Origin of the sequence: Alcaligenes parafaecalis, assembly GCF_026344135.1 — a bacterium.
Taxonomy (GTDB): Bacteria; Pseudomonadota; Gammaproteobacteria; order Burkholderiales; family Burkholderiaceae_B; genus Alcaligenes; species Alcaligenes parafaecalis.
The window spans coordinates 796,687-813,592 of the sequence record NZ_JAPKNA010000001.1 but is presented as its reverse complement, the minus strand read 5'-3'; the positions used below and the strand labels follow the sequence as shown (position 1 = coordinate 813,592).

Sequence of the window (16,906 nt, the reverse complement as noted above, 5' to 3'; positions counted from 1 at the left end):
TGTGCTTAGGGAGCATCTACCCAGGGATAAAGCTGGATCAACTGCGGCAAAATGGGATTGATGGCTTGCAGCTCGTTGCGAGCATGCGTCCCCAAAACAGTGGCTGCCAACTCAAAGGTGTCCTTGCCCAGTTGACCATATTCGCCTGTGCGGACGTGGAGATACAGCCGACGTTCAGCATTAAGCTCGGGCACAAATCCCAAATGCAAAGCCCCTGCGGATCGAGCACCTTGAAGCAGACACAAGGGTGTGGTGATCGCCCAGCCAATTCCCCCCGCTACCATGGACGTCAGTGTGTCTGCTGTTTCCACTTCCAAACGGCGGGCCGAGCTGATACTTGCTTGACGCAGGGAGCGCTCGACTTGCGTACCCAAGTGAGATTGGGCGTTAAAACGGATCAATGGCAGTTGCTTGGACAGCGTGATCAGGTCCGCCATGCTGGTACATGGGAAAGCCAGCCCCTTGGGGGCAATGACCAGAAATCGCTCCGACATCAGAAAGTGATTCCCTATTCCCTCTATATCCAGTGTGCGGGTTGAGATCACCAGATCCAGTTCCCGCCGTACCAGCGCTTCGGCCAGATTGGGTGTCAAACCCGTGCGTACTGACAACTGTGCGGTGCCACGTAGTAGCTCCTGAACTAAGGGCGTGCCGCAACTGGCGGCAAAGGAGTCCACCAGTCCGACTCGTAAATTAGGCTTGATCCCCTGGCTGGCTTCAATCACGGAGCCGCGCAGGTTCATGGCCTGGTTCAAGAGTGTTGTCCCTCTATTCACCAAGGTCAGACCGGCGGCGGTCAAGGTCAAAGGCCGAGCCGAACGGTTCAGCAAGGGCGTCCCAAAGTTCTCCTCCAGTAAGCGTATGGACTGAGAGACGGCGGATTGGGTAATACCCAGTCGTTCGGCGGCTTTGGACATATTACAGTCCTGAGCCGTGGTCAGAAAGATCCGCAACGCTTGCATGTCGATGGGGCGAGTTTCTTGCATAGTTCAGCGAGCTTGGCGCATGAAGGAGAGGACTGGGGAAAATTGGGCCGTGCTTACAATAAGCACGGCCCTGATTTTAGCTCAGCTTCACACGACGCAAACGCAAGGCATTACTGACGACAAAGACGCTGGACAAGGCCATGGCCCCGGCGGCAAACATGGGCGAGAGCAAGGTGCCATTAAAGGGATACAGCACACCCGCCGCCACCGGAATCAATGCCACGTTGTACGCAAAGGCCCAAAACAGGTTTTGATGAATGTTGCGCATGGTGGCGTGAGACAGGGAAATGGCAGTAACCACGCCCTGCATATCACCCGACATCAAGACCACGTCCGCGGCTTCGATGGCAATGTCCGTACCAGTACCAATCGCAATCCCTACGTCGGCCACTGCCAGCGCCGGTGCATCGTTAATACCGTCACCCACGTAGGCCAGATGCTGATGGGTTTCACGCAAGGCCTGGACGGCCTGCACTTTGCCTTCGGGCATCACTTCTGCCACGACCTCATCAATGTTCAGACGACGGGCGATGGCATTGGCCGTGTGGCGGTTGTCGCCGGTAATCATGACGACCTTGATGCCACGGGCGTGTAGTTGCTCAATGGCCTGCGGGGTGGTTTCCTTGATGGGGTCGGCCACGGCCAGCAAGGCAATCACCTGCTTGTTGCGGGCGGCGTACATCGGTGTTTTGCCTTCTTGTGCCAGGGTCTGGGCTTGCTCTGCAAAAGCAGACAGGTCTGCGCCTAACTGTGTCATCAAGCGGTCTGCACCCACATGCCATTGGTCAGCACCAATCTGGGCGGTAACACCTAAACCGGTCAGGGACTCAAACTGCTCGGCTTTGGGCAGTGTGATTTGCTTGTCCTTGGCAGCGCTGACAATTGCCTGGGCAATGGGATGTTCGGAGTAGTTTTCCAGGGCGGCAATGGCGGCCAAAGCCTGATCCTGGTTTTCACCGGGAGCGATGACAAAGTCCGTCAGTTCGGGAGCGCCTTTGGTTAAGGTGCCGGTTTTATCCACGGCTACGACTTTCACATCGCGCAGCGCTTGCAGGGAATCCCCTTTACGAAAGAGCACCCCAGCCTGAGCGGCGCGGCCGGTTCCCACCATGATGGAGGTAGGGGTCGCCAGACCCATGGCGCAAGGGCAAGCAATAATCAGCACAGCGACAGCGTTGACCAATGAAAAGCTCAGTGCGGGTGATGGACCAAAAATCAGCCAGACAATCGCAGTCAGCACGGCCAAGGTCATGACGGCTGGCACAAACCACAGGGTGATTTTGTCGACCACCGCTTGAATCGGCAGCTTGGAGCCTTGGGCCTGTTCAACCATGGAGACAATATTGGCCAGTACGGTGTCCTGCCCCACGGCAGTGGCTTCAAATTCCAGCGAGCCTTTCTGGTTCACCGTGCCGCCAATGACCTTATCGCCTTGGGATTTGGAGACAGCAATGGATTCGCCCGTCACCATGGATTCGTCCACATAGCTTTGACCGGCAACGACATCACCATCAACCGGAATACGCTCGCCGGGGCGAACCAGGACGATATCGCCGGTATGCAGATCCGCTAAAGGCAGCTCCATTTCTTGGCCGTCGCGACGTACGCGAGCGGTAGGTGGTTGCAGACTGAGCAAGCGTTGAATCGCTTCGGAGGTACGGCCCTTGGCGCGGGCTTCCATCACACGGCCAAGCAGAATCAAGGCCACGATGACGGCGGCAGCCTCAAAGTACACATAGACAGATTCAGCCGGTAACCATTGGGGCGCAAAGGTAGCCACCAGTGAAAAGGCATAGGCCGCCAAGGTGCCCACGGCGACCAGCGAATTCATGTCCGGGCCGCCACGTAACAGCACGGGAATGCCTTTGGTGTAGAACTCGCGACCTGGGAAGACCAGAACCAGCGTGGTCAGGACAAACTGGATCAACCAACTGTTCTGGGTCCCAATGGTGCTGGCAACCCAGTGATGGAAAGCAGGCACCATATGGCCGCCCATTTCCAGAATAAAGACGGGCAAGGCCAAAATCGTGGCTAGCCAGAAACGCTTGCGCAGGGTTTCGTAGGTTTGTTCGGCGCGCTCGAACTGGTCGTTGTTGACGGCGGCTTCGGCCAGGCTGGCGGGATACCCGGCTTTGCTCACCGCTTGAATCAGGTCGGGCACCTTGACACCTTGTGCCACTTGAACATGTGCTTTGGCAGTGGCCAAATTGACCGCAGCTTTTTGTACACCCGGTACTTTCAGCAAGGCTTTTTCAACCCGGCCTACGCAAGAGGCGCAAGTCATGTCCTGCACATCCAGCACAATGTCTTGCTGGGTGATTTTGTAACCACCCTTTTCCACAGCCTGCATAATGGCCTCGATGGGGGAAGCCCCCTCGAAATCCACGGTTGCCTTGTTGGTGGCCAGATTAACCTGGGCCAATTGCACCCCGGGAACCTTGCCAATAATCTTTTCAACCCGACTGACGCAGGAGGCGCAGGTCATGCCTTCCACATCTAAAGTCAGGCGTGAGCCTTGGTTTGAAGCGCTTGTTGTCATCGAAATCACCCTTCAATGGATCGTCAATGAAGCCACTTTAGGGCTTGACCCGATGGGAAGGTCAACACGAGATATAAAAAAACGCCTCCGAAGAGGCGTTTCAAGGGGGAAAGTCAGGACTAACTAGGGCTCAATCAGCTTAGTAAGCGACGAACGAACCGTTGTTGTTGTTCCAGTCTTTGGCTTGAGCAGCAACTTGGTCGCGGCTCAGCTCGGAGCGGGTGTCGATGCGTGGGTAGTCGCCCATGGAGCCTGTGCTAATGTAGCCTTGCTCTTGAGCAGCAGCCAGTTCTTGAACCACTTGCTGGCGGCTCAAAGGAGCGTCGCTCGATTGGACCGTTGGGTAGTTCAGGTTTTCGCCGGTAGCGACGTTGTTGGTGGCGGCCATAGCGGTACCGCTCAAAGCAGAAGCACCCAGAATCAGGCTGGCGATAGTTGCGCGTGCGATGTTTTTCATTATTTACTCCAAATATCTACGGTGTGTTTTTCGGTGGTTCGCTCTTGTGTTTAGCGAATCGTTAGATGGAGTATGAGCCTTTCCAGACCTAGTAAAAACCCTTAATATTGCAAACGTATTTCCATTCATGGAACAATTCAAATGAGTACCATTATCGCCGGGCCCCTGCTCAACGACATTGCAATCTTCGTGGAAGTGGCCCGCGCCCGCCACTTCAGCCGTGCCGCTCAGGCCCTGGGTATGCCGGTTTCTACCGTGTCACGTCGCATTCGTGAACTGGAAAAAGAAGTGGGTGTCGCCCTGCTGAAACGCAGTACGCGCAATGTGGATGTGACCGACGCCGGGCAAGTCTATTTCGAGCGTTGTCTGGCCGTGGTCGAGCAGGCCCGTCTGGCTCATGAACAATTGCTGGATGTGGCTCAGACACCGAAAGGACGCTTGCGGGTGTCCATGCCAGCCAGTTTCAGTATTGTGCTGATGCCCGCCATTATTCGAGGGTTCAATCAGCAGTATCCGGACATTGAGCTGGAGTTTGACCTGACCATACGGCCTATTGATTTGCAGGCCGATAACTACGATTGCGTCATCCGTGTGGGTGCTCAGCCTGACTCAAGCGCCGTTGCCACGATGTTGGGCCAGATTCGGCTGGGGCTGTATGCCACGCGCAACTATCTGGACCGCAAGGGGCGCCCCAAGCATCCTTCCGAATTGGCGGGACACACCTGTATTTGTGCCCGGCCTGCCAGCACGGATCGGGTCTGGTCCTTGCGCGGCCCGAATCAGGAGCGTTACGACGCGATGGTGGAAGGTTCGATCACCGTCAATAACGCCATCATGATGCGCAAACTGGCTGTGCATGATTTGGGTATCACCGCCTCTTCCTTGCTGGAACGTAAACTGGACCCGGATTGTGCGCATTTGGAGCGTGTCTTGCCCGACTGGGAGTTCGCACCCTTCCCTATTCTTGCTTTGTTGCCATCACGCCTGATGCCTCAAAAAACCCGTGTGTTCTTGAACTACCTGCGTAGCGAACTGGACAGATTGATGTCCCAACCTGAGCTGGATGTAGCCGCGGCGGCCCAGCCTTACCCATAAAAAATAAGCAGTATCGTACTCAGGCTGTGTTGGTTCGGGCCTAACTATGCTATTTATAGGCGTTTGGTCCTGCGGGACCGATGTCAAGATGGGGGAAGCGCATGAGAAGAACACGGCAGGGCTGGCTGGCAGGATTTGCCATCAGCTTGGCATTAGCCAGTGGCAATGCGTGGTCGCAAACAGTATTGCTGGAAGCGGTAGAGCAAGGGGATGGTGCCAAAGTGCGCGAAATCCTGTCCGAAAAACGGGCCCGCTCTACGGTGGGGGTCAGCGACGATCAAGGGCAAAGCCCCTTGTTGCGCGCAACCTGGTTGAACCATATTGATATTGCTCGGCAGTTGATTCGCGCGGGTGCGGATGTGAATCAGGCCGATGCCATTCACGACAGTCCTTATCTGGTTGCCGGTGCACAGGGCCGCTTGGAAATCCTGCGCATGACGCTGGAGAATGGCGCGGATTTGCGCAGTGTAAACCGCTACGGCGGCACTGCACTGATTCCGGCTGCTGAACATGGGTATGTGGATATAGTTCGTCTGTTGTTGCAGGCGGGCGTTGACCCCAATCATGTGAATTATTTGGGCTGGACGGCTTTGCATGAAGCCATTGTGCTGTCCGATGGCGGCCCCGAGCATCAAGAAGTGTTGCGACTGCTGATCAAGGCGGGAGCCGATGTGAATTTGCCGGATCGTCAGGGCGTGTTGCCCTTGAGCCTGGCGCAACAGCGCAGTCAGACCGAGATGGCCCGTATTCTGGAACAAGCCGGAGCGAATCCTTAGGCCTTGCGCCAGTGCTGTGGCTTGTTCCTCGCTGTTTTTCTTCTAATCACAACAATAACGATTCTATGTCTTCTTTTCAGACTGCCCCGACCGCCACATCGACGGGGGCACAGGCCAGCCCAGGTTTATGGCTGGCTTTCGTCATTCTGGTTGGGCTGAATCTACGCCCTTTTCTAACCTCCAGCGGCACATTGGCTCGACAGGTGGCCGAGGGCCTGAACATGCCTTTGAGCAGTCTGGCCTGGCTGACTTTATTACCCATGATGGTGATGGGTCTGGGGGCTTTCTGTATGCCCTCCTTGCGGCGCGTGATGGCCTTGCGCCATGTGCTGATCACTTCCCTGCTGCTTCTGTGTCTGGGCTGTGTGCTGCGCTGGTTTGTACCCAATGGGGCCAGCCTGATTGCCACGGCGCTGATCTGTGGTTTGGGCGTGTCCTTGTTGCAGGCTGGAATGCCTGGCTTGATCAAAGAGCAATTTCCCCGACATATTGCCCAAGTCACCGGCGTGTACTCCGCAACCTTGATGGGTGGTGGAGCCCTGGGCGCTCAAGTGACCCCTTGGGTCAGTTCCTTGACCGATAGTTGGCGTATTGCGCTGGCCTTCTGGGCCTTGCCGATCAGTGTGGCTTTGTGGATTGCCTGGAAGGTTGTGCCGCGTGAGAAACCGGGTGCGAACTTGTCGCCTCCCTCTTTGGACTTGTTGCGCCGTCCCCGCACCTGGACCCTGATTGTCTGCTTTGGTCTGATCAACGGCGGCTATGCATCTTTGGTGACCTGGCTGGCGACTTTTTACCAGGATAGAGGCTGGACTGCGGAGGCCAGCGGTGGCCTGGTGGCTGTTTTGTCGGTGGCCCAGGCGATTGCGGCCTTTGGCTTGCCGACCTTGGCGGCCAAGAACAAGGATAGACGCCTGTGGGTATGGCTGGCTCTGGCTTTCCAATGTATAGGTTTTCTGGCCTTTGCCTGGATACCCGATATGGCCCCTTACTTGTGGGCGATTATTATCGGTATCGGCTTGGGGGGCTGCTTCTCCTTGCTGCTGCTGGTGGCTCTGGACCATTTCCCTGATGCTGCTCGTGCGGGTACCTTAAGCGCCCTGATGCAAGGCGGTGGTTTCCCGATTGCCGCCTTGTTCCCCATGATTAGCGTGCAGTTGCGCGAAGTCAGTGGTGGCTTTCAAGCAGGCTGGATGGTGCATGCCGCTTTGGCAATTATTGTGGCGGTGATGGCCTGGAGCTTCCAACCGGCCAATTACGCACGCAAGATGAATCCGGACGCCTGATTTTTCTTCAAGCTTGCAGCACATAAAAAACGGCCTGGGCATGGATATGACCCGGGCCGTTTTTCTTGTGTCAGAAATGCCTTATTTAGGCGCACCCGCCATAATCCAATCCACCACTGCCTTGATGTCATCGTCGGAGATAACGGGGTTGGCAGGCATGGGCAAAGGGCCGTATACGCCTTTGCTGCCTTGCCGCACATGCTGGGCCAGGATCTCTGCGTTGGCAGGATCATCTTTGCGTTTGGCGGCGATATCCTTGTAGGCAGGACCCACCACTTTCCTGTCTACGGTATGACAGGCCAGACAGGCGTTTTTCGTCAGAATATCGTTGACCGAATCAAAACTGGGTTCGGCTGCCTGCGCACTGAAACCGGTACTTAACAAGGCAGTACAGACCAGCAGTTGCTTCAAGGTCATGAGGGGAATCTCCTAAGTAAAACCGGCGCAGGAAAGATGGCGTGGAATGAATGCTGCGCTTCTGTTTTTCCGCACATAAATGGGGCTATGTGGCATTCACTTCGTGATCATACGGTTATGATAGAACAGCCTTTGAAAAATAGCGGTGGGCCTTGATGCTAATCAAGTTGGTCGGCGCGCTTATTCGGTAATGTCCTAGTAAAAGTTGTTGCTTCATACTTAAACAGTTCACACACTACAAAAGAGGTCTTCATGCTTAATGTTCTCGTCCCTGTTGATGGCTCTGATGCTTCCACTCGTGCTCTGCAAGCGGCAGTTGACATACTAGAGGGCAAGCCGGAAGCCACTTTGCATGTGCTGGCGGTGCCTACCCCTATCGTGTCCGGTAACGTCAAGCGTTTCTTCTCTGAAGATGTGCTTCAGGCGTACTACCAGGACGAAGGTAGCAACGCCTTGTTGCCTGCCCGTGCCGTGCTGGCTGATTCGCCCCTGAAGATCAAGGAAAGCATTATTGCGGGCAACGCTGCCCAGACAATTAAAGACTATGTGGAAAAGAATAATGTCGACCACATTGTGATGGGTACACGTGGCCTGAGCGCCCTGCCCGGTCTGGTGTTGGGTTCGGTGACGACCAAGGTGTTGAGTCTGGTTAAAGTGCCCGTTACCTTGATCAAGTAAGCGGAGCTGACTGTACGTCTGGAAAGGCCGTCTTTGAGACGGCCTTTTTGATGCCTGCCTGGGAAGTGGAGGTGCTAGTCGTGTGATGGAACTTTCTCGGACAGCGCAGATAAAAAAATCCTGCCTTAATGCCAAGCCAGATACGTCTGTGTTTCAATAGATTTTGCTTTTGATTTCATAAGAAGATCCTATGTCAGATACGTCCTTACTTGATCACAATGCCCGTGCCTGGGACAAGCAGGCGCAAACAGAAAGCCCCTGGTCTTTGCCTGTCAGCAGTGAACAGGTAGAAAAAGCTCGTCAGGGGCAGTGGCAGGTGCATTTGCTGCCTTCTCCTGTACCTGCGGATTGGCTGGGGGATGTGCAGGGCAAGTCGATTCTGTGTCTGGCCAGCGCGGGTGGGCAGCAAGCCCCTATTTTGGCGGCGGCTGGGGCGCAGGTAACGGTGTTTGATCTGTCCGCCGGGCAGCTGGACAAAGACCGCATGGTGGCTGAGCGCGATGGTTTGTCATTGCAGATTGAACAAGGCGATATGTGCGATTTGTCGCGCTTCGCGTCCGAGAGTTTTGATCTGATTCTGCATCCGGTCTCTAACCAGTATGTACCCAATATCAGCCTGGTCTGGCAGGAGTGTGCTCGCGTGTTACGTCCGGGCGGGCATTTGCTGTCCAGCTTCTTTAATCCGGCGGTGTTTATTGCAGACCGTGATCCCAGCTATGCACAGCAAGGTTTGATTCGTCCTAAATTCACGGTGCCCTATTCGGATTTGAGCAGTCTGGATGCAGAGGCCTTGCAAGCCAAGCAGGATCGAATGGAACCCTTGATGTTTGGTCATTCCTTTGCACAGCAAATTGGCGGGCAGTTGGAAGCGGGTTTGCATCTGGTCGATTACATCGAAGAAATGCACCCCGCCCCACGCTTTGAAATCGAGAAGTATCTGCCTAGCTTTATTGCTACGCGCAGTCTCAAGCCCGCTTAAGCTCTACGGTTTGGGCTGGACACGCAATAGCTGGCCGTCGTTCTCGTCGGTCAGCACATAGAGATAGCCATCTGGCCCGACACGTACATCACGGATACGTTGCTTTAAATCCTGCAGCAGGCGCTCTTCTCCGACGATATGGCCGTCCTCTTCGTCAAATTGCAGACGAATCAAGGCTTGTTCCTTCAAGGCTCCGACAAACAGGCTGTGCTGCCAGTCGGGGATACGTTCGTCGTTATAGAAAGCCATGCCGCTAATGGCGGGTGAGACTGACCAGTAATGGAATGGCTCAATCAGTCCTTCAAGAGGGGTGGAGCTGGCATCAGGGATGGGTTTGCCATCGTAGCCTTGGCCCTCGGTACGCAGGGGCCAGCCATAGTTCGCGCCGGGCTTGATACGGTTGAGTTCATCGCCGCCTTGCGGGCCATGCTCCGCAACCCATAGCTCATTTGTCCAGGGATTCCAGGCCATTCCTTGGGGGTTGCGGTGCCCGTAGCTCCAGATCTCTGCACGAGCGGTCCGCTGGCTGCGGAATGGGTTGTCGCGCGGGACCATTCCATCGGGACGGATGCGTACCACTTTGCCTTGCAAATGATCCAGTTGCTGGGCGGTGGGCGGCTGATTGTTTTCGCCCAAGGCGATGTACAGGTCTCGACCACCCGTATCAAAGGCCATCCGCACGCCATAATGCTGTCCGGTGGACAAGGCGGGTTCCTGGCGGAAAATCGGACGGAAGGCGTCAATGCGTTTCAGGTCCGAGGACAATACGCCGTAGCCCACTGTGGTGGCCGAGTTCTGCTTGTCGCGACGTTCGGCGTAGGCCAGATAAATGCGGCGGCTACGGAAAAAATCCGGGGCCAAGGCTACATCCAGCAAGCCTCCTTGAGATTGGACATGTACTTTGGGGACACCGCTAATCGGTTCTGACAGACCGTTTTCTTTTGTCCAGACGCGTAGACGGCCTGGGCGTTCGGTAATCAGAATCCCGGCATTATTGGGCAGAAAAGCCAGGGCCCAAGGGTGTTCCAGCCCGCTGGCCAAGGTCTCGACCGATACGGCTGGGCCGCTGATAGCGGGAACAGGTTCAGATTGCGCCCAAGCTCTCAGGGGAGCGGCAAGTGTGGCTAGCCCCAAGGCGGTAGCCGCCAAGGCAAAGGACAAGCTGAAGGTTTTTTTTATACGCATAAGGCAGTGAAAGACAGATAGGTGGGATACCGCACTCCCCTACTCTTTCATAGGGACAAATGACGACGCTGTTTATGTATTCGCCCCAGTAAAGGGGCGAATACATTCAAGCATAGCCTACACAGGTGTTTAGCCTGGGCGGGTCATGTCCAGCGGCACAATCCACTGATCATATTGCTCGTTGGTGAGGTAGCCCGATTTCAGGGCGGACTCACGCAGGGTCAGCCCTTCTTTATGGGCTGTTTTCGCAATCGCGGCCGCTTTGTCGTAACCGATGTGGCGGTTCAAGGCGGTTACCAGCATCAGGTTCTGGTCCAGATTGTGCTGGATTTTCTCCATGACGGGCTCCAGACCTTGGGCGCAATGCTCGTCAAAGGCCAGGCACGCGTCACTGATCAGGGCAATGCTTTCCAGCACGTTGTGCACCATCACCGGTTTGTACACGTTCAACTGGAAGTTGCCTTGGCTACCGGCAAAACCGACTGCTGCATCGTTACCGTACACTTGCACGGCGACCATGGTCAGCGCCTCACACTGGGTGGGGTTGACCTTGCCGGGCATGATCGAGGAACCCGGTTCGTTTTCAGGAATTTGCAGTTCGCCAATCCCGCAACGAGGGCCGCTGGCCAGCCAACGCACATCATTGGCCATCTTCATCAAGGCACCCGCCAGGGTACGCAGAGAAGCGGACAAGTTCACCAGTGCGTCGTGAGCCGACAGTGCAAAGAACTTGTTTTCTGCTGCTTCAAACGGCAAGCCGGTGATTTTTGCGATGTGGGCGGCCGTGCGTTCACCAAACTGAGGGTGGGCATTCAGACCTGTACCAACAGCCGTGCCACCAATCGCCAATTGGTAAATACCATCCAGCGCCTTGTCCACGGTTTGCAGGCCGAAATCAATCTGTGCCACCCAGGCACCGATTTCCTGCCCCAGTGTGATGGGCGTCGCGTCTTGCAAGTGGGTACGGCCAGTTTTGACAATGTCGTTGAACTGTTTGGCTTTGGCGGCCAGGGTGTCGCGCAGTTGGCCCACATCTTTACGCAGGCGGCGCTGACATTCCAGACCTACCGCGATGTACATGGCGGTAGGAAAAGTGTCGTTGGAGGACTGGCCACGGTTTACGTGATCGTTCGGGTGGACGGGCTTTTTGCTGCCTTTCTCGCCACCGGCCAGTTCAATGGCGCGGTTGGAGATCACCTCGTTCACGTTCATATTGCTTTGGGTGCCAGAGCCGGTCTGGAACACCACCAGCGGGAACTCTGTGTCCCACTTGCCTGCAATGACTTCATCAGCCGCTTCGACGATCAGGCGGGCCAGGTCTTCGGGTAATTCACCCAGTTCCTGGTTAGCCAGGGCCGTGGATTTTTTCAGGATGCCCAGCGACTCGATCATGCTGCGGCCCCACTGGAAGCGGTCGCGGCCAATGGGGAAGTTCTGGATCGAGCGCTGTGTCTGCGCGCCCCAGTAGTGGTCGGCGGGAACTTCAATGGTTCCCATGGAATCCTGTTCAATACGTGTCGTACTCATCATGGCTCCTGTAAGAAAGAGGATGGCGGATTGGTTTGAAAAATGGGGTGTTCACGGCTGGCGCAAAAAGCGCGCAGCCCACACACAGGCAATATCAAGCATGCGGTTGGAAAATCCCCATTCGTTGTCAAACCAGACCAGCATATTGACCAGCCCGTCCCCATTCGTGCGGGTTTGCGAGCCGTCCACCACAGCAGAGTGTGGATTGTGATTGAAGTCGATCGAGGCATGAGCCTGATCGGAATAGTCCAGAATACCAGGCCATTGTTGTACCGCTTGCTGGAAGAGCTGGTTGATTTCGTCCCGGCTGGTGTCGCGCTCCAGATTGACCATCAGATCAATGGCCGACACGTTCAAGATAGGCACGCGGATAGACTTGGCCTGAACTTTGCCTTTTAGCTGCGGCAAAAGGCGCTCTACGCCGGTCGCCAGTCCGGTAGAGACCGGAATCATGGATTGCAAGGCGGAACGGGTGCGGGCCAGATCGCTGCTGTGATAGCCGTCAATCATGGGTTGATCGTTCATGACCGAGTGCAGCGTGCTTAAAAAGGCATGGCGTATGCCAAAGGTCTTATCCAGCTCGGCCAGCACCGGGATGATGGCATTGGTAGTGCAAGAGGCATTGGAGACAATCCGTTCGTCGCCCTGAAGTTGCTCGTGATTAATGCCCAGAACGGCGGTGAAATCCACGTCGTGTGCGCTATTGCCGGGGTTGGAGAGCAGGACGCGCGGACAACCGGCCTCCAGAAACTGTTGTAGCTCGGCACGGCTGCCAAAGGCACCACTGCATTCGATCAGCATGTCCAGGTCCAGCGCTGCCCAATCTATGGCTTTGGGATCTGTCTCGTGCAATACCCGTATGGCCTTGCCGCCCACAATCAGCTCGTGCTCATTGTGTTCTACCGAAGCTGGAAATACCCCGTGGGTCGAATCAAAGCGCGTCAGGTAGGCCATGGTGGCAATCGTGGCGGGCTCGTTGATCACCACAACCTCAAATTCCTGGCTTTGTGGGGATTCGTAAATGGCACGCAGCAGGCAGCGCCCTATGCGGCCATAGCCATTGATCGCGATGCGGATGGGACGAGGTAGCGGCATGATCAATAAAAATCAGAAAGTAATGGAGAATCCGCCGTCTACAACCACAATATGGCCATTGACATAGGAGGCAGCCGGAGAGGCCAAAAATACAGCAGCAGCGCGGATTTCATCCGGATTGGCCCAGCGCCCCAAGGGATTACGACCGACGACCAGCGGGCCTTTGACCGGGTCCTGGGCCAAGGCCGCATTGCTTTCCGTGGCGAACGTGCCGGGGGCGATGCCGTTGCTGGTAATGCCCTGCCCGCCAAATTCTACTGCCAGTGCGCGCACCATACCGGCCAGTCCCTGCTTGGCGACGGGGTAAATTGCATCGCCTGGGCGGGCTAGTGGGCCAGCAATGGAGGTCAGGGTCACAATCCGGCCCTGTCGAGTCTGGGCCTTCAGCATAGCCTGAGCGGCATATTTGGATAATTTCAGCGTCGCCAGCAGGTCTACTTGCAGCAAATGCTCAATATCGTCCCAGGCGGCGTCCTGCAAGCTGCTGCGCAGTCGTACGCCTACATTGTTCACCAGAATATCCGGGGTGCCGACACGCTGACATAGGGCCTGATAAGAGTCGGGCAAGGAGTCCAGATCGGCCAGATCGTGTTCCCAGATATCGGCCTGGGCACCGGCTGCTTTTAATTCATCCGCCAGGCTGGCGAGCTTGCTGGCGTTACGGCCATGCAGCACAACATGGGCATCGTGAGCCGCGTAGGCGCGGGCAATCTCCAGGCCCAGACCGGCGGACGAGCCAGTAACCAGAGCACAGCGGCCTGCCAGGGAGAAATTGGCTTGATAGGAGCTTAAGTCAGTCATTATTTACAGCGTATGGCGTGGTTCGCCACGGTGAAAAGCCACAATGTTTTCGATGAGCTGGTTTGCCAGGGCCTGCATGGCTTCCTGACTGGCCCAGCCTATGTGCGGCGTCAAAATGTAATTGGGTAAGTCTAACAAGTGCATCAGGATATGGTCTGCGGGTGGTGGTTCGGGTGTGCAGACATCAATGCCCGCCCCTCCCAGCCAGCCGTGTCGCAGGGCATGATCCAGCGCTTGATTATCAATCAGCCCGCCACGGGCGGTATTGATCAGCAAGGGGCGGCGAGCCGCCATGCGCTCGAATTCCTGCATGCCCAGCATGTTCTGAGTTTCGGGTGTCAGGGGGCAATGCAAGGAGATAATGTCGGCCTGATCCAGCACCTGCTCAAAGGGCAAGCGATCGTCCGTATTGCTGACAATCGTTTGGCCACGGCGCTGGGCGAAGATAACTTTCATGCCCAAGGCTCGGCCCAGGGTGGCGACTGCCTGGCCCAAAGAGCCCGAACCGATCAGCCCCAAGGTGGAGCCCGCCAGATCGCGGATCGGATAGTCGAAATAACAGAACTGCTGCGCCTCTTGCCAGCGGCCTTCTTTCACGGACTGGCGATAGGCGCAAATATTGCGGCGTAAGGCGAAGACCAGGGCAAAAACGTGTTCGGGAACACTACGGACGGCATAGTCCCGAATATTGCTGACCACAATCTGGCGTTCACGGGCGGCATCCAGGTCAATATTGTCGCTGCCGGTCGCGGCCAGCGCGATCATTTTCAACTGGCTTGCTGCCTCCAGATGTTCGCGTCGCAGCGCCACTTTATTGCTGATGACGATGTCGGCATCCGCAATACGTTCAGCCACTTGTTCAGGCGTGGTACGCCCGTAAACCTGAAGTTCGTGTTCAAAGGGAACCTGTTGCAGCGTGACGCTGTCTGACAGTGTTTCCCTATCCAGAAAAACGATACGAGTTTTAGAAGTCATGCCTGTCCTTGTCCTGAGCGGCCACCTGACATTCTGGCCCTATTTTCAGAAGGTTCTTGCCCTTGCTTGGGATCATCATCCGATATAGTAATGGGATTGATACAGGCTTGTCCTAGGTCTCACTCTCATAACCCTGTTTTATAGGTTATTGCTTATGCTCTTGTCCCTCTTGCTCTCTTTGGGTGCCCACGCCCTGATTCCGGATAACGTCGCTAGCGCCACTCCCCCACTGTATGACATTCGGGATTTCTTTCAGAATCCCAAGCGTAGCGGTTTCCGAATCTCTGATCAGGGGCGCATGATTGGCTTCATGGAACCCGTCAAGATCGACGGCCAACCCGCCCGCCAGAACATCTTTGTGCAAGAGTTAAAAGGCAGTGAGCCCGTTGGTGAGGCTCGCCGCATCACTGCTGAACATCAACGTGATATTGCCGAGTACTTCTGGAAAGGCGATGAGACTGTTATTTACGCTAAAGACGTGAATGGCGACGAGAACTATCACGTTCTGGCTGTGAACGCGCTGAGCGGTAAGGTAACTGACCTGACGCCGCTGGAAGGTGTCCGAGCTGGTGTGCAGGATGATTTGCCGGACGATCCGGAACACATCCTGGTATCGCACAATGGCCGTAACCCTGAAGTGTTCGATGTCTACAAGGTTAACGTCCTGACCGGTGAAAGCACACTGGCCGCTGAAAACCCCGGTGACGTGTTGGGCTGGAGCACTGACCATCAAGGTCGAGTGCGCATGGCCATTTCCATCTCTGGCGTAGATTCCGAACTGCGCTACCGTGAGAGCGAATCCGAGCCGTTCCGCAGTATTTTGCAAACGGATTTCCGTACCGAAGTCAGCCCCCTCTTCTTCCACGCCGATAACCAGCGCTTCTATGCCTTGAGCAATCGTGGTCGTGACACCTTGGCCTTGGTCCTGATTGACCCCGCCAAGCCGGACGACGAAGAGAAAATCTACGAATTGCCCAGTCATGATCTGATGGGGGCGGGTTATTCTCGCCTGCGTCAGGTACTGACTTCGGTGGATTACTACACCGACAAACCCGGTCAGCATTTCTTTGACGAGCGTAGCGAGCAGATTCACGCCGCTATCGCCCGCCAACTGCCCGGCTACGAGATCAGCGTTCAGTCCATCACCCGTGATGAAAAGAAAATGATTGTGGCCAGCTACAGCGACCGCAATCCAGGTTCACGCTACCTTTACGACGTGGACAGCAACAGCCTGCATAAGCTGGCCGTTATCAATAGCGCCCTGCCAGAAAGCGATATGGCAGTCATGCATCCCATCGAATTTACAGCGCGTGATGGCATGAAAATTCACGGTTACCTGAGCCTGCCATTGGGCGTGCCCAGCCGTAATCTGCCCGTGGTGATCAACCCGCACGGTGGCCCTTGGGCGCGCGATTACTGGGGCTTCAACCCCGAGGTGCAATTCCTGGCCAACCGTGGCTACGCCGTCTTGCAGATCAACTTCCGCAGCTCCACCGGTTATGGTCGCAAGTTCTGGGAAGCGGGCTTCAAGCAATGGGGCCTGAGCATGCAGGACGACATCACCGATGGCGTCCAGTGGCTGATCGATCAAAAGATTGCTGATCCCAAGCGTATCGCCATTTACGGTGCCAGCTACGGTGGTTACGCCACCTTGGCCGGTATCGTCAAAACCCCGGACTTGTATGCAGCGGCCGTGGATTATGTGGGTGTGTCCAACCTGCTGACTTTCATGAATACCATTCCCCCGTACTGGAAACCTTTGCTGGTGAAAATGCACGCCATGGTTGGTGATCCGGAAAAGGACAAAGAACTGCTGGAGGCTAACTCTCCTGTTCTGCACGCCGACAAGATCCGTACACCTCTGTTTATCGCCCAGGGCGCACACGACCCACGAGTCAACAAGGCGGAAAGTGATCAAATGGTCGCGGCGTTGAAAGCGCGTGGCGTGGATGTGGAATACATGGTCAAGGACAACGAAGGCCACGGTTTTCATAACGACGAGAACAAGTTCGAGTTTTATGAGCGTATGGAACGCTTTTTAGCGCGACATTTGCACCCATAATGGTTGTAGAGTGGCGCGACGAACTCGCGCCATTTTGTTTATCGCACTTTT

15 protein-coding genes are annotated in these 16,906 nt (G+C 55.8%); 6 read left to right on the top strand and 9 right to left on the bottom strand.

Annotated elements, in window-relative coordinates; genetic code table 11:
- Positions 1-5: 5 nt before the first annotated feature.
- The 3 genes from OSH09_RS03765 to OSH09_RS03755 form a co-directional block, all read right to left on the bottom strand.
- Positions 6-962 carry a LysR family transcriptional regulator gene (locus tag OSH09_RS03765; protein ID WP_266120536.1) on the bottom strand — a complete coding sequence of 319 codons (957 nt, stop codon included), beginning with the start codon at positions 960-962 and terminating at the stop codon, positions 6-8.
- A 100-nt stretch (positions 963-1,062) separates the two neighbouring features.
- On the bottom strand, positions 1,063-3,525 hold the full coding sequence (locus OSH09_RS03760) for a heavy metal translocating P-type ATPase (RefSeq protein ID WP_266120200.1): 2,463 nt from the start codon (positions 3,523-3,525) through the stop codon (positions 1,063-1,065).
- 139 nt (positions 3,526-3,664) lie between these two features.
- A complete protein-coding gene (locus OSH09_RS03755) occupies positions 3,665-3,982 on the bottom strand; it encodes a DUF4148 domain-containing protein (RefSeq protein WP_207874829.1) in 318 nt (105 codons plus the stop codon).
- A 141-nt stretch (positions 3,983-4,123) separates the two neighbouring features.
- Between OSH09_RS03755 and OSH09_RS03750 the strand changes: the two genes are divergently transcribed.
- The 3 genes from OSH09_RS03750 (at position 4,124) to OSH09_RS03740 (ending at position 7,136) form a co-directional block, all read left to right on the top strand.
- On the top strand, positions 4,124-5,077 hold the full coding sequence (locus OSH09_RS03750) for a LysR family transcriptional regulator (RefSeq protein WP_207874828.1): 954 nt from the start codon (positions 4,124-4,126) through the stop codon (positions 5,075-5,077).
- Positions 5,078-5,178: 101 nt separating this feature from the next.
- Complete coding sequence (locus OSH09_RS03745; RefSeq protein WP_207874827.1) at positions 5,179-5,853, top strand: ankyrin repeat domain-containing protein; 675 nt, start codon at positions 5,179-5,181, stop codon at positions 5,851-5,853.
- A 65-nt stretch (positions 5,854-5,918) separates the two neighbouring features.
- A complete protein-coding gene (locus tag OSH09_RS03740; protein WP_222668047.1) occupies positions 5,919-7,136 on the top strand; it encodes a cyanate transporter in 1,218 nt (405 codons plus the stop codon).
- 81 nt (positions 7,137-7,217) lie between these two features.
- Here the strand turns inward: OSH09_RS03740 and OSH09_RS03735 are convergent, their stop codons facing one another.
- Complete coding sequence (locus OSH09_RS03735) at positions 7,218-7,553, bottom strand: c-type cytochrome (RefSeq protein WP_207874825.1); 336 nt, start codon at positions 7,551-7,553, stop codon at positions 7,218-7,220.
- A 252-nt stretch (positions 7,554-7,805) separates the two neighbouring features.
- Here OSH09_RS03735 and OSH09_RS03730 point away from each other — a divergent pair, with 252 nt between their 5' ends.
- On the top strand, positions 7,806-8,231 hold the full coding sequence (locus OSH09_RS03730; protein WP_207874824.1) for a universal stress protein: 426 nt from the start codon (positions 7,806-7,808) through the stop codon (positions 8,229-8,231).
- A 190-nt stretch (positions 8,232-8,421) separates the two neighbouring features.
- Positions 8,422-9,210, top strand: a complete 789-nt coding sequence (locus OSH09_RS03725) for a class I SAM-dependent methyltransferase (protein ID WP_266120199.1) — start codon at positions 8,422-8,424, stop codon at positions 9,208-9,210.
- Positions 9,211-9,213: 3 nt separating this feature from the next.
- Here the strand turns inward: OSH09_RS03725 and OSH09_RS03720 are convergent, their stop codons facing one another.
- The 5 genes from OSH09_RS03720 to OSH09_RS03700 form a co-directional block, all read right to left on the bottom strand.
- Complete coding sequence (locus OSH09_RS03720) at positions 9,214-10,395, bottom strand: PQQ-dependent sugar dehydrogenase (protein ID WP_266120198.1); 1,182 nt, start codon at positions 10,393-10,395, stop codon at positions 9,214-9,216.
- Between the two features lie 129 nt (positions 10,396-10,524).
- On the bottom strand, positions 10,525-11,922 hold the full coding sequence (fumC, locus tag OSH09_RS03715; protein WP_207874822.1) for a class II fumarate hydratase: 1,398 nt from the start codon (positions 11,920-11,922) through the stop codon (positions 10,525-10,527).
- A gap of 51 nt (positions 11,923-11,973) precedes the next feature.
- Positions 11,974-13,017, bottom strand: coding sequence for a type I glyceraldehyde-3-phosphate dehydrogenase (locus OSH09_RS03710; RefSeq protein WP_207874821.1), 1,044 nt, complete (start codon positions 13,015-13,017; stop codon positions 11,974-11,976).
- A gap of 12 nt (positions 13,018-13,029) precedes the next feature.
- Positions 13,030-13,818 carry an SDR family oxidoreductase gene (locus OSH09_RS03705; protein WP_266120197.1) on the bottom strand — a complete coding sequence of 263 codons (789 nt, stop codon included), beginning with the start codon at positions 13,816-13,818 and terminating at the stop codon, positions 13,030-13,032.
- A 3-nt stretch (positions 13,819-13,821) separates the two neighbouring features.
- Complete coding sequence (locus OSH09_RS03700) at positions 13,822-14,793, bottom strand: D-2-hydroxyacid dehydrogenase (protein ID WP_266120196.1); 972 nt, start codon at positions 14,791-14,793, stop codon at positions 13,822-13,824.
- Positions 14,794-14,947: 154 nt separating this feature from the next.
- Between OSH09_RS03700 and OSH09_RS03695 the strand changes: the two genes are divergently transcribed.
- Entirely contained in the window at positions 14,948-16,855 is a 1,908-nt protein-coding gene (locus tag OSH09_RS03695) for an alpha/beta hydrolase family protein (protein ID WP_266120195.1), read from the top strand.
- Positions 16,856-16,906: the final 51 nt, after the last annotated feature.